Below are 13,792 nucleotides of genomic sequence, written 5' to 3' on the forward strand. Positions count from 1 at the left end.
GTGTCATTTTGCGCCGCACGATAGCGCTCAACGGTCGCGGCAAGGTGAGGCGGCTTCAACGGAGTCGCAGGCAGGCCTGCGGGCTACCGGACTGATCCCCGCCGGATCAGTCCTCCGGCGGCTGGCAGGAGTCGCGTACGATCAGGTGCGGGCGCACGCTGGCGATCTGCAGCGCTGGCTGGCCGTCGGGCTGGATCAGCATCGCCGCAGCGGTGCGGCCGGTATCGCGGGTATGGCGCCGTACCGAGGTCAGCGACGGCCACAGGCGCGAGGCCAGCGGGCTGTCGTCGTAGCCGATGATGGACAGCTGGCGCGGGATGTTGATGCCTGCACGCAGCGCCACCTTGTAGATGCCCGCCGCCATTTCATCGTTCCCGGTGAAGATCGCGGTCGGCCGGCGCTTGCCCAGCAGCAGCTTCTCGGCGGCGGCCACGCCCGATTCAAAGGTGTAGCCCGCCTCGATGATGCGGTCCTTGGGCAGCTCGATGCCACGCTGCGACAGCGCATCAATGAAGCCGGCGGTACGCTCGTGCGCCGAACGATAGGCGCTGGGCCCGGTCACCAGGGCGATGTCGCGGTGGCCCAGCGAGAGCAGGTAGTCGGCCGCTTCGGCGGCGCCGTCACGATCGTGGGTGACCACCATCTGCGAACTCTCGTCCAGCGGCAGCGCGGCCACGCGGGTGAAGCGGCAGCCGATCTCATCCAGCATGTCCGCCAGCGCCTGGTCCTCGGAGGCACGCGGCACCAGGATCACCCCATGCAGCTTCTGCTGCTGCACGAAGCGGCGCACGCCGTCGATGTAGCCCGGGCTGCGGCTGTCGCAGGGATGCACGACCAGCTCGAAGCTGGAACCGCGCAGCGCGTCGAGTGCACCGTACTGCATGTCCACGATGTACTGCGCGGTGGGGTTGTCGTAGACCATGCCGATCAGGAAGGATCGACGGAAGGCCAGGCCGCGCGCCAGCGGATCGGGCGTATAGCCCACCTCGCGCATCAGGGCCTCTACCTTGTCGCGCGTGTCCTTGCGCACCAGCGGTGAGTTGTTGATGATCCTTGAAACCGTTTTCTTGGACACTCCGGACAGTCGCGCGATGTCGTTGATCGTGGCTGCCTTGCCTTTGGCCAATGCCGGCGTGGCGGCATCATTCTTGTTGCGCACTGACATGTAATGGACCAGGTAAGTCGGGGGATTTCCGGCCGCGCACTCAGTCCAGCGCGCGGTAGCGGAAGCTGCGGAAGGTCACCGCACCGTCACCGGCAGCGTACAGCGCCGGCTTCAGGGCGAGAAACTTACCAGCCACATTGTGATGGTAACCCGAGGTTTCCATCTGAACCGGGTACTTCTGCCAGGTCCGGCCGTCGCTGCTGGTATGGAAGGTGACGATATGGCGGTTGTTGGTGACGCGCAGCCAGAGCCGCCCGCCGCGCTCGCTGGGCGCAAGCCGGGCAGGGCGTTCCTCGCCGTAACGGTGCATGATGAACTGCTCGCCGTTGCTGCCCACGCCCACATAAAGACGGTCGCTGTAGAACAGCAGCGCGCCCCCGACTGCGCCCGGCGCTACCTCCAGCTCCACCTCGAACTGGTAGGCCGGATCGCCGGCGATGGTGGTCAGCGGAGACGCATCGCGCGGCGCACTGCCCTTGCCCTGCATCACCAGCCCATCGCCGCTGAAGCGCAGGCGCTGGTATTCGTCACTGCCCGGGTTGAAGAACGCCCACTGTGGCCCGAGCCTGCCGCCGCGGAAATCATCCGAAAGCGCCATGCCGTGCGGTGCCAGGGCGCTTCCGGAAGGCTTGCGCAGCGGTTGGCCGAGGTCACCGCCCCTGGCAACGAACCAGCCATCGTCCGTCCACTCGATCGGGTCCAGCAGGGTCTGCCGGCCCAGGGTCCAGAAGCCGTTCTCATACCCGTGATACATCATCCACCAGCGACCGTCGGTGCCTTCGATCACTGTCGCGTGGCCTCGTGACCACCACGGCTCGGACGCCGACTGCGTGCGCGTGATCGGATTGTTCGGTGCGTTCTGCCAGGGCCCATGGATGGAACGCGAGCGCGCAGTGATCACCATGTGCCCGGTGGGTGGGCCGGCGGTGCCTCCCACGGCGGTGGTCATGTAGTACCAGCCCTCGCGGAAGTGGATCTTCGGTCCTTCCTGCGCATAGGCTTCCACATCCCAGCTCTGCGGATAGCGCCAGCCGTCGTAGACATGCTTCGGTGTGCCGACCACGCTCAGCCCGTCATCGGCCAGCTGCACATAGTCGCCTCCGCTGAGGAACAAGTAGCGCTTGCCGTCCTCGCCCACCGCATGGCCGGGGTCGATGTAGCCGCCCAGACCGATGTCGATCGGATCGCTCCACGGCCCGCGGATGTCATCGGCCCACACCACGAAGTTGCTGCGGTGTTCGCCGGTCCGGGCCGGGAAGTAGATGAAGTAGCGACCCTGGTGCTTGACGATGTCCGGTGCCCAGATCGCACCCACGTTGCGGGTGATGGCATGACCCAGCGGCTGCCAGTTGACCAGGTCCCGCGAATGCCAGATCGGCAGGCCGGGATAGGCGTCGAAGGAGGACAGGGTCAGGTAGTAGTCCTGTCCGTCCTTCAGTACCGACGGATCGGGGCGGTCGCCGGCCAGCACCGGGTTCAGGTAGGTGCCGTCGCCGAGATCGGCCTGGCGCTGGTTCTCCAGCCCACGTGCCCAGGTTGGTGAGGCCGGGCCGGAGGCCAGCGCCGGAAGCGCGGCCAGCAGCAGGCTGGCCAGGGCCACGGCAGGGATGCGGCGAAGCGGACGGTGCATGGCAGCGGTCTCCGGCTCAGCTGCGCAGCGTGGCCGGCAGCCACAGCGACAGGGCAGGGAAGAAGGTGACCACCAGCAGCACGCCCAGCGCAGCGAACCAGAACGGCCAGATGGTACGCATGCTCTGGCCCACGCTGATCTTGCCGATGGCGGTACCGATGAACAGCACCGAGCCCACCGGCGGTGTCACCAGGCCCAGGCCGCCGGTCAGCACCAGCACCAGCCCGAAGTGGATCGGATCGATGCCGTACGCGCGCGCCACCGGCAGGAAGATCGGCGTGCAGATCAGGATCATCGGTGCCAGGTCCATGAAGGTTCCCAGCAGCAACAGCATCACCACGATCATCAGCAGCACCATGAACTGGCTGTGCGCGAAGGACTGCAGGAAATCCACCGCCGCCGCCGGCACCTGCAGGTAGGCCAGCAGCCAGCCGAATACCGCAGCGGTGGCGATCACGAACAGGATCACGCCGGTGCTGCGTGCGGCGTGGACGACCGTGGCGAAGAACTCGCGCCAGCGCAGTTGCCGGTACAGCACCGTGGTCACCAGCAGTGCGTACACCACGGCGATCGCCGCGCTTTCCACCGCAGTGAAGATGCCAGCGCGGATGCCGACGAAGATCAGCGCGACCAGACCGAGGCCGGGCAGGGCGGAGATCATCCGCAGCATCACCGCGCGCCAGCCCGGGAACACCTCCACGCCATAGCCGCGGCGGCGCGCGACGACGTAGCCGGTGATCATCAATGCCAGCGTCATCAGCAATGCCGGAACGATGCCGGCCGCGAACAGATCGGCGATCGAGAGGCCGCCACCGGCTGCGGCCGAGAACAGGATCAGGTTGTGCGAGGGCGGAACCAGCAGCGCGACCAGGGCGGCGGTGATGCTGACATTGACGGCGAAATCGCGGTCATAGCCGCGCTTGACCATCTGCGGAATCATCGTGCCACCCACCGCCGAGACATCCGCGATGGCCGAGCCGGAGACGCCGCCGAAGAACAGCGAAGACAGGATCGAAACCTGGCCCAGGCCACCACGCAAGCGCCCCACCAGCGAGGACGCCAGCGCGATCAGGCGCTCGGAGATGCCGCCGCGCATCATGATCTCGCCAGCGAAGATGAACAGTGGAATGGCGATCAGCGATGCAGACCCGGTACCTGCCGAAATCTGCTGGACCAGAACGATGGACGGGATGTCCAGGTAGAGCAGGGTGGCAAGGGCGGCCGCAGCCAGCGCGTAGGCCACCGGCACGCCCAGCAGCAGGAACACTGCGAACACCGAGAACAGAATGGCGATACCCATGGATCAACGATCTCCTTCAGCGTCATCGGCGGCAGCGTCTGCCGGCGTGGACTGCGTGGCCTTCCACGCACGGTTCAGCGCGAACACCACCATCAGCACGCCGCCCAGCGCCAGCGGCAGGTAGTTGATGCTCTGCGGAAGCTCGGCACCGGCGGTCTTGATGTCCAGGCCGTCGAGAAGAAGCTCGGCCGACCACACTGCGATGAACGCGCCCAGCACGGCCACCACCAGTTGCACCAGCACGTCCACAGCGCGGCGCAGCGCCGGCGCCATGTAGGCATGCAGCAGGAAGAAGCCGAAGTGGCGGTTGGTGTGCACGCCACAGGCCGCGCCCAGGCTCATCGCGGTGCTGAGCAGCAGCAGGGTCACCGGTTCGGTCCAGCTCGGGGAATCGTTGATCACATAGCGCGCGAAGACCTGCCAGCCCTGCACCACCACCAGCCCCAGCAGGGCCGCCACGGCGGTGTAGATGGCAATGTCGGCGACGCGGTCCAGCAGGCGCTGCCCGGGGCCGGGTGGGGAAAATGTCGTCGTTTCGGTCATGGCTGTGTCCTCAGGCTGCACCGCGGATGCGATCGACCAGCGCGGCGATTTCCGCGTGCTGCAGGTACTGCTGCAGCAGGGGCTGCGCGGCGGCGCGGAACGCCGGCATGTCGACCTCGTTGGCCTTCACGCCGTACGCCAGCACCGCGCGTCGTGCCGCATCCTCGGAGGCATCCCACTGGTCGCGCATCACCTTCACCGACGCACGTGCGGTCTCCAGCAGCAGCTGGCGGTCATCCGGCTGCAGCCGCTCGAAACTGGCGCGTGACATCAGCAGCACGTCCGGTGCATAGGAGTGATCGCTCTGCGACCAGTAGTGCGCAGCCTCGAAGTGACGGCTGGAGTGGAAGCTGCGCATGTTGTTCTCGGCACCGTCGATCATGTGCGTCTCCATGCCGGAGAACGTATCGCCCAGCGACATCGGCGTCGGGTTGGCGCCGAGCAGCCGCATCAGCTGGATGAAGATGTCCGATGATGCGACGCGCAGCTTCAGCCCGTGCAGGTCACCGGGCTGCGTGATCGGATGCCGGGTGTTGTAGAAGCAGCGCGCACCGGAATCGTAGATGGCCAGGCCGACCAGGTCGCGGCGTTCGAAGCCGCGCAGCACGGCATCGGCCACGCCGCCATCAAGCGCTGCCCGCTGATGCGCCACCGATTCGAACACGTAGGGCAGGCACAGCGCCTGGGTCAGCGGAAACGCGTTGTTCAGCGCGCCCGCATAGACACGGGTGATGTCGATGGCGCCGAAGCGGGCCATGTCGATCGCTTCGGACTCGCGGCCGAGCTGGCCCGAGTGGTACTGGCGCAGACGCAGGCGTCCCTGGGTCTCACGCTGCAGGGTCTCCCCGATCCACTTCACCGCTGTCACGGTGGGGTAATCGGCCACGTGCACATCGGTCGCCGTCAGCAGTTGGCCGCCGGCTGCGTCAGGGCCCGGCCCGCGGCCACAGGCGGCGAGCAGGGGAGTGGCAAGTGCAGTGGCGCCACCGGCCAGGAAATGTCGTCGTGTGATCATCTGCGCCCTCCCGCGCGTGTTCACTGGATCGTGCCGCGGCTTACCCGGCCGGCACGGCCCTGCAGGCAATCTCGCCGAAGCCGGCGAAGCGCACCAGCGCCGTTTGTCCTGCCTGGATGTCGTGGATGCCGGTCGCATTGCCGGTGGCGATCAGGTCGCCACGCCGCAGGGGCCGGCCGCGAAGCGCGGAACGGGACAACGCGAACGCGTACGCCGCGCGCAGGCCACCGGGCAGGCGGCTCGCGCCGCCGACCCCGACCACCTCACCCTCGATCAGGGTCTCGGCGCGCAACGCCGACTCATCGAGGGACGTCCAGTTGCCGATCTCCGGCCCCAGCACGAGGCCGTTGTTGTTGCCGAAGTCGGATACCACCACGCGCGGGCCCAGCTCGTTGATCGTTGCCAGCGGGCTGCTGGCAACTTCGACACCCAGGTACAGGCGGGCCGGCAACGCTTCAGCCTGTTCCGGCGACCAGTGCAGCTGGTCGGCGGGGGCATCCTCCAGCAGTTCCAGCACGTACTCGGCCTCGATCGCGGCGAAACCACCGACGAACACCGGGACATCCGTTGTTCCACCGGTAGCATTTTTGAGCTGAGGCTTGAAGATCGGGCCCAGCAGCCGTTCGTCCCCGGACGCATCGCGGCGTTCGGCAGCGATGTAGCCGACCTTCCAGCCGACCACCGGCTGGTTCCAGCGGGCGATGGCCAGGTCCTGGACCAGGTAGGCCGCGACCAGGTCCGCCGGGATGTCGCCCGGGAACGCCTTCAGTGCCTGGCCCGCAAGGCGTGCGGTGGTGAAGGCCTGGGCAATCGCGGCCGCATCGGCCGGCGGCGTGTGCCCATGTGTGCCGTGTTCGTTGCTCAAGAACGTCTCCCTCTGGCGTTGTTGCGCTGCCTATCGACAGCGTCTGCAGGACGTGTATATGGTAAACCGGTGTCATCACGCAAGCGGCAGCGCATCACGCCGTCTTTGCCGACGCCGCCAGCGCCCTGTCCTGTCCTGTTGGAGCCCCGTCAGTCATGCGTCTGCCCATCGTGTTGCTGTGCCTGTCCCTGCTGCTGCCGGCGGCACCCGCTTGCGCGGTCGACACGTCGTTGCGCGAAGGCGAGCGTGTGGCCCAGGCGTTGCCCGGCGAGCAGCTGCCGTTGTGGCCGGCAGGCGCAGTGCCGGGCGAAACCGGCCCCGCACGTCCGACGCGGGTGGTCGAGCGCAGTGCGGACCCTGCACGCCCGGACCGCTACGCCGACCAGATCGACGCGCCCTCTCTGCAGGTGTACACACCCGCCCGGCCGAACGGCCGGGCCCTGCTGGTGATCCCCGGCGGCGGCTACCAGCGGGTGGTGATCGACAAGGAGGGCAGCGCGCTGGTTCCGTTCTGGGTGGACGGCGCCGGCTACACCCTGTTCGTCCTGCGCTACCGCCTGCCGCAGCCGGGGCGCGACCGACAGGCCGCGCTCGCCGACGCGCAGCGCGCGCTGCGGGTGGTGCGCGACCAGGCGCGACGGCGCGGGCTGGACGCGAACGACGTGGCGGTGATGGGCTTCTCGGCGGGCGGCCACGTCGCGGCGCGGCTGGCCACCGGCTTCGACATCGCCGTCCATCCCGCACGGGATGACCTCGACCGGCTGAGCGCCCGCCCGAGCCGTGCCGTGCTGGTCTACCCGGTGATCGACATGGGCGCGCATGCGCACAGCGGCTCGCGTGCCCGCCTGCTGGGCGAGCATCCGGGTACCTCGCTGCAGGCAGACTATTCGATGCAGCAGCGGGTACGCGGCGACATGCCGCCGACGCTGCTGGTCCACGCCGCCGACGACGCCGTGGTGTCGGTGCGCAACAGTGAACTCATGGCGCAGGCACTGGCGGGTGCGGGTGTCGAGCACGAACTGCACGTCTTCGCCCATGGCGGCCACGGCTTTGGCATGGACATCCCCGCGCGGTCGACGCTGGCACTCTGGCCGCTGCTCGCACAACGCTGGCTTGGCCCTGCGGAGGACGCGCGATGAACGATGCGCCGGCCGACCTGCAGCGCCGGCGGTTCCTGCGCGACAGCGCCCGCTGGGCGCTGGCCACCGCGTCCGCTACGGCTGCCTTCACCGCATTGCCAACGCTGGCCAGCGTGCCGGGTGTCCGCGACGACCGCCTGCCATTGGCCCGGGTCCGTGGCGGGCGTGTGCGTGGCCAGCGCGAGCACGGGGTACTGGTGTTCCGTGGGCTTCGCTATGGTGCCGACACCGCTCAACACCGCTTCCAGCCGCCGCGGCATGAAGCTGCCTGGCGCGGCATCGCCGATGCACTGGAGTACGGTCCGGCCGCACCGCAGGGCGGCAGCGAAGGGCCCGGCAGCGAGGACTGCCTGTTCCTCAATGTGTGGACACCCGCGCTCGGCGACGGTGGACGCAGGCCGGTGCTGGTGTACGTGCACGGCGGTGGATTCAACAACGGGTCCGGCAGTGATCCGCTGTACGACGGCGCTGCGCTGTGCCGCCGCGGCGATGTGGTGGTGGTCACCCTCAATCATCGCCTGAACACGTTCGGCTATCTCTACCTGGGGGCGTTGGGCGATCCGCGCTACGCCGCCTCGGGCAACGTCGGCCAGCTCGACCTGGTACAGGCGCTGCAGTGGGTGCGGCAGCACGCGGCGGTCTTCGGTGGCGACGCGGCGAACGTCACGGTATTCGGGCAGTCCGGCGGGGGCGCCAAGATCGCCACGCTGATGGCGATGCCTGCGGCCCGAGGGCTGTTCCACCGCGCGTGGACGATGAGTGGCCAGCAGGTCACCGCTGCCGGACCGCGCGCGGCCGCGCAGCGGGCTGCGATCGCGATGCAGGCCGTTGCTGCACGTGATGTGCAGGCCCTGCTGGATCTGCCGGTCGACATATTGCTGGAAGCCACCCGTGCGCGTGATCCCTCGCGCGTGGAAAGCACGTCGCTGTACTTCGGCCCGGTGCTGGACGATGTGGTGCTGCCAGTGCATCCGTTCTGGCCACAGGCGCCGCAGCAGTCGGCGGCGATTCCGATGGTGATCGGCAACACCCGCGACGAGACCCGCGCGTTCCTCGGCAACGATCCCGCCAACTTCGCCCTGACCTGGGAAACACTGCCGGCACAGCTCGAACGACAGCAGTTCGTCGATCTGCGGCCGGAGACCGTGATCGCCGAGTATCGCCGCCTGTATCCGCACTACACGCCGTCCGAAGTGTTTTTTGCTGCAACCACGGCTGGCCGCAGCTGGCGCGGAGCGGTGGAGGAACTGGAAGCGCGGGCGCGCCAGCCCGCGGGCGCAGCACCGACCTGGGCGTACCAGCTGGATTGGGGGTCGCCGGTGGAGGAGGGGCGCCTGCGTGCTTTCCATACGCTGGACATCCCGCTGGTCTTTGACAACGCAGGGCTGCCGGGCGCGCGCACCGGGGGGGGCGATGATGCGCGTGCGCTGGCGGCGACCATGAGCGAGGCCTTGATCGCCTTCGCCCGCAGCGGCGACCCCAATCACGCCGGATTGTCGCAATGGGCCCCTTATACGCTGCCGCAACGGCGGACAATGCTGTTCGATCGCACCAGTCGCGCGGTTGACGATCCGCGCGCAGGCGAGCGCGCGCTCTACGGAAAAGTGCCTTTCGTGCAGCGCGGCACGCAGTGATGACACCGCAGCACAAACATTCTGTTAACTCCGCTCGGCTAGAGTCGGGTCATGGGAGACACGTTCACGCCACTGCCGTTCGCCGGCCGGGAGCGCCTGCTTGCCGCCATTGATGGTGCGGTAGCACTGGCGGATCCGCACGCGATCACCGAGGGCCTGCAGCGCGTGCTGCGTGATGCCATCACCGATCCTTCGATACAGCTGCCGCCGTGTGTACGGCGACCGGTGCGTGGTCACTACGCACGTCGTGAACTGCACCGCAGCCGGACCCTGGGGTACAGCGTCATCGCCATGTGTTGGGGCCCGGGGCAGGGTACGCCGCTGCACGATCACGATGCGATGTGGTGCGTGGAAGGCGTCTGGCAGGGCGAACTGCTGGTCACGCCGTATGCGCTGCTGGAGCGGAAGGGCACTCGCCACCGCTTTGCCGCGCAGCCGACGCTGTACGGCCAGCGCGGCAGCGCCGGCAGCCTGATTCCCCCGCATGAATACCACACGCTGCGCAATGCCAGCGATGCCGACGTGGCCGTGTCGCTGCACGTCTACCAGGGCGTGATGGAGCGCAGCGCGGTGTTCGAGCCGCTGGGCGATGACTGGTACCAGCGACGGGTGAAGCGGATGGAGACCGACGCGGCATAGCCCGCGCCGGCCGCCGCGTTCAGCGCGGCACGTCCACGACGTTGTTGAGCAGGGTCACTTCCTCGCCACCGTCAGCGAGGGCCACGCGCACTCGCAGGCCACCCCGATGACCGGCGGGGATCATCAGTGTCACGTGGGCGGTCTTCGGTTCCAGGTCATCGGGTGCCGCCATCGCGGGCACATCGGCACGCGCGATCTCACGGCCCGTGGTGTCTTCCAGGATCGCCACGCCCGCGCCGGTGGCCACGTGGCCCAGGCTGTGCACGGTCACCCGCACACGCTGGCCGTCCACCTGCACATCACCGCGGCCGACGCCCAGGTCGGCGCGTGTTTCCACCGGGCTGCCGGCGACGACGCGCTCGAACTCGAACAGTTCCGTGCGCCCGGGACGGAACTGCATCGGCACCGCGCTGCTGGTTTCCAGCCGCACCGTGCGCTCCGTCGGCGTGCCATCGATGCGTCCATCTCCATCGGCATCCACGCCGGCACGGATGCGCCACGTGCCGCTGGCAACGTTCCAGCCGGTCATGTCGGCACTGATGGTGCGGTTACCCAGATTGTGGCTGGTGATGGTGAAGCGCTCGCGCGAGGGCGCATGCACCAGCAGTGCAACCTGTTCGGCGGCACCGTCGCGATCGAAGCGCCAGCTGACCGTATGCCCGGGCCAGCTCTGGTTGCGCTTGAGCGCGATGCCCCCCAGCCGGGCACGCTGCAGGAACTCGCTGGGTGCTTCCACGCGATCGGACCACCAGTGGCCCTCGGTGTTCATGTAGGCCCGCAGCACCTTCGCCTGCAGTCCTTCGGCATGCAGTGCATCGATGTACTTCAGGTCACCACTGGCCTGCCAGGCCATCAGGCTGGCGAAACCGGTCTTTCCGGCGTCGGCTTCGGCAGTCAGCTGCGGATACCAGTCCTGCTGGCGTCCCAGCACCTCGACGATGTTCTCGCCGAGATTGGCCAGCGCGCCCGGTCCCCCGCGTGCCACGCGATAGTCCAGCGCCTGCAGGTACTTCGTATCGCCGGTCCAGCGCCAGGCGGCCCAGAAGGTATGCAGCGTGTCGCCGCCGCCGGAACCGTCGTTGAGTTCACCGCCGCGGGTGGCGCCGGTGGCCCAGTGGATCTCGTTGGGCAGGGTGAAGCGTCCTTTCGCGTCCGTGCCGGCATGGGCGAGGTAGCTGTCGGCCAGGCCGGTCACCAGCCGGCGCCCGGTCGGATCGGCGTTGTACTGGCCCAGCAGGAACGCGGGGTGCAGCACCGGGAACGAATACGGCTTCTGCCATTGCCAGTTCGGTTCGCGGTAGATCCTGTTGCCGCCGAACCAGTTGCTGGAGAACAGCAGGTGTCCCTGCGGATTGGGCAGGATGATCCGCTCGTCGAATGCCTTGACCGTCTCCATCAGCCGTTCCAGCGTCAGCGGATCGCCCCAGTTGAGGTACAGCATCGCGCTGTTGGTGTTGATGCCCTCTTCGTAGGCATGCAGCTCATCGGTTTCGATGGTGCTCAGGCCGTTGCTGAACATGCCATTGCGATACACCGCATCGGACAGGGCGGTGAGCGAGGCATTGAGGCGGTCCGGCTGCACGCCCATCAGCGCCAGGCCCGGCCACTGCTGGGTGAGATCGGAATCATCGGAGATGCCGCCGCCGAAGTCGCCGTAGGGCACCTGGCGATGGTCGATCCACCAGTCGACGAAGCGACGCACCTGTGCGAGGTCCTGCACCTGGTGGAAGGCCCAGGCCGGCACACCGGCGGGCACCGCCGGTGCGGAGTAGGGCGGCCGGCCCTGGCTGTTGTAGCTGATGTAGTTCCAGTACTGCCGCCCCAGTGCGTGGTCCGGATCGACCCGCAGCAGGTCGCTCAGATCGGCGTAGACGCGCGCATACAGGCGCTGTCGTTTGGAGGTGGTGTGCTCCTCCACCAGGAATCCCCAGTTGTCGCGCACCTGGTTGAAGCGGTCGGCCACGTGCTCCTTCAGCGCTTCGGCGCGCGGCTTGAACACCAGCCGGATCTGCGCGCCATCGAGCGCCCGGGCATCGAAGCCGGGCGCGGCCGAGGCGATGCTCAACCACAGGCTGTCAGGGGTGAGGATGCGGTCGCGCAGATCCAGCCACAGGGTGCGCTTCTGTCCCGGCTGCACCGAGACCGACACGTCGATCATGTCGCGCGCCGGCCAGATCGGGTCCTTGATGCGGATGTTGAGCGGGATCAGGCCTTCATGCGTGGCCGCCAGATCCAGCGCGGGAAGATCGATGGCAACGCCGTCCAGGCCGTCGTGCATGTTCTCCCAGCTGTAGGCCCAGCTGCGGATCAGCGGCTGGTCGGGCGGCGCATCGCCTACCCCGGAAGGAATGAGCACGTGCACGATCGGGCGCGGCTGCGCGGGCAGGGTACCGGCATCGCGGCGGCGTGAGCCGGCCCCCTTGGGCAGCGCCATCACCGTGCTGCGTTCGGCCTCGGGATAGCGACCGTCGATGTAGCGGCGCAGGGCATCCAGATTGGTGTAGTCAGGCAGCGCCTGGCTGTCGATCGTGTAGGTCTGCTTGACCGTGCCGTCCGGCTCGCTGCCCTCGCTCACGGCGTAGGCCCAGATTTCCTGGATCGGCGTTTCCTGCTCGACGTTGCTGAAGCGCAGCACGCCGCCGCCGAGGGACGGGATCGGATCGACGCTGCGCACCACGCCGCGCGGGCGGGTGAACAGGGTGCGGGTGGCGTGCGCGGCGTCGCTGCCATGTGCCAGCGTGCCGAAGGCCGCGCCGCGGATCTCGATGCGGTTGACCGTCTCGCCGTCCGGCAGCGTCAGGTCCAGGTGCTTTCCACCCTCCACGTAGGTGTTCCAGTCCGGCAGCTGGAAGTAGTCGTTGCGTCCGGGCAGCCGCGAGCGGTTGTAGACGCCGGGCCATGTGGTCTCGGCGATGCCGTCGGTGGCCTTCCACATCCACGCCTTCAGGTCGCGGGTGTCGGCGAATTCGACCTTGCGGATGCGGGTGGTCGGCGCGGTCAGCGCCGGTGGTGCGGTGCCGTCCCAGCCGAAGCGATGGCGCCAGGCACGCAGGCCTGCCTCGGGAACCTCGGCGGTGGTGGGCGTAACGCCACGGGCCAGCGCCGCCACGGCCGGCGCATCGAGCATGCGGTCGTAGATGCGGATGTGCTGGAAATCGCTGCCGCGCAGGAAGTTGTAACGGCTCTGTACCTGGTACGGTGCCATCACCCGACCGGCCAGGCCAAGCTGGTCCAGCGCGGCATCGTAGTCGCCGGTGGTCTGCGCGCGGGCCACTTCGCGTCCATCGATGAACAGGCGTACACCCTGGTCCTCGTCCCAGGCGAAGGCCAGATGCAGCCACTGGTCCGCGCGTGGCGGCGTGTCCATGCGGAACGAGACGCGGGTGCGGGCAAGATTGGCATCGGTGACGAACGCATCGAAACCGTGGCCGTTCCAGTCGATGCGCAGCCACGCCATGTCCCAGCTGCTGTGATCGGCATAGCCGACGCGGAAGATCACGAACGGGGCTTCGCCCACCGCGTACCGCGCACGCCAATCGAAGGCCAGGGTGCCGCGCTGGGCCAGGATGTTGCCCGGCGCATCCCACGCCAGGACGCCATCGTCCTGCCATTGGATGGCCTTGCCGCGTACACCGTCATCGACCACCGCCACCCTGTCGCGGAAGTTCGGTATCGCCTCGCCGTGCGCCACGGTGGCCTGCAGGCCCTGGTTGGCGTCGACGTGGAACAGCAGGGTTGGGCCATCGGCAGCTGTCGCAGGGCCAGCAGCCAGGGCCACTGCCAGCAGCAGGCAGCGGGACAGGGTCGAGCGATGCGGCATCAGATGTTTCCTTTCAACGGGCGACAGCCGGCGTAGGGCCGC

The 13,792-nt window shown here is 68.1% G+C and carries 10 protein-coding genes; 3 read left to right on the plus strand and 7 right to left on the minus strand.

Annotated features, from left to right (window positions below):
- Positions 1-106: 106 nt before the first annotated feature.
- Genes AC5P5M_RS14465 through AC5P5M_RS14490 form a run of 6 tightly spaced genes read right to left on the minus strand, consistent with a single transcriptional unit; the run spans position 107 to position 6,518 of the window.
- Positions 107-1,165, minus strand: a complete 1,059-nt coding sequence (locus AC5P5M_RS14465; RefSeq protein WP_053516017.1) for a LacI family DNA-binding transcriptional regulator — start codon at positions 1,163-1,165, stop codon at positions 107-109.
- A gap of 40 nt (positions 1,166-1,205) precedes the next feature.
- Positions 1,206-2,795, minus strand: a complete 1,590-nt coding sequence (locus AC5P5M_RS14470) for a family 43 glycosylhydrolase (RefSeq protein WP_445393954.1) — start codon at positions 2,793-2,795, stop codon at positions 1,206-1,208.
- A 16-nt stretch (positions 2,796-2,811) separates the two neighbouring features.
- On the minus strand, positions 2,812-4,095 hold the full coding sequence (locus tag AC5P5M_RS14475) for a TRAP transporter large permease (protein ID WP_053516013.1): 1,284 nt from the start codon (positions 4,093-4,095) through the stop codon (positions 2,812-2,814).
- Positions 4,096-4,098: 3 nt separating this feature from the next.
- The gene (locus AC5P5M_RS14480) at positions 4,099-4,638 is read right to left on the minus strand and encodes a TRAP transporter small permease (RefSeq protein ID WP_053516012.1); all 540 of its coding nucleotides are present in this window, start codon (positions 4,636-4,638) and stop codon (positions 4,099-4,101) included.
- A 10-nt stretch (positions 4,639-4,648) separates the two neighbouring features.
- Positions 4,649-5,653: a TRAP transporter substrate-binding protein gene (locus AC5P5M_RS14485; RefSeq protein WP_065182105.1), complete on the minus strand. Its 1,005-nt coding sequence runs from the start codon at positions 5,651-5,653 to the stop codon at positions 4,649-4,651.
- 40 nt (positions 5,654-5,693) lie between these two features.
- Entirely contained in the window at positions 5,694-6,518 is an 825-nt protein-coding gene (locus tag AC5P5M_RS14490; protein ID WP_180876176.1) for a 2-keto-4-pentenoate hydratase, read from the minus strand.
- A gap of 155 nt (positions 6,519-6,673) precedes the next feature.
- Here AC5P5M_RS14490 and AC5P5M_RS14495 point away from each other — a divergent pair, with 155 nt between their 5' ends.
- The 3 genes from AC5P5M_RS14495 to AC5P5M_RS14505 are packed head-to-tail and all read left to right on the plus strand — an operon-like array spanning position 6,674 to position 9,930.
- Complete coding sequence (locus AC5P5M_RS14495) at positions 6,674-7,657, plus strand: alpha/beta hydrolase (protein ID WP_206733951.1); 984 nt, start codon at positions 6,674-6,676, stop codon at positions 7,655-7,657.
- Complete coding sequence (locus AC5P5M_RS14500) at positions 7,654-9,291, plus strand: carboxylesterase/lipase family protein (RefSeq protein ID WP_495206064.1); 1,638 nt, start codon at positions 7,654-7,656, stop codon at positions 9,289-9,291. The genes AC5P5M_RS14495 and AC5P5M_RS14500 overlap by 4 nt, the downstream gene beginning before the upstream one ends.
- 51 nt (positions 9,292-9,342) lie before the next feature.
- Complete coding sequence (locus AC5P5M_RS14505; protein ID WP_053516003.1) at positions 9,343-9,930, plus strand: cysteine dioxygenase family protein; 588 nt, start codon at positions 9,343-9,345, stop codon at positions 9,928-9,930.
- A 19-nt stretch (positions 9,931-9,949) separates the two neighbouring features.
- On the opposite strand, the gene AC5P5M_RS14510 is transcribed toward AC5P5M_RS14505, so the two are convergent.
- Positions 9,950-13,750: a LamG-like jellyroll fold domain-containing protein gene (locus AC5P5M_RS14510; protein ID WP_495206065.1), complete on the minus strand. Its 3,801-nt coding sequence runs from the start codon at positions 13,748-13,750 to the stop codon at positions 9,950-9,952.
- Positions 13,751-13,792: the final 42 nt, after the last annotated feature.

It is taken from the genome of Stenotrophomonas sp. YJH_SMC_106-19, assembly GCF_059368375.1.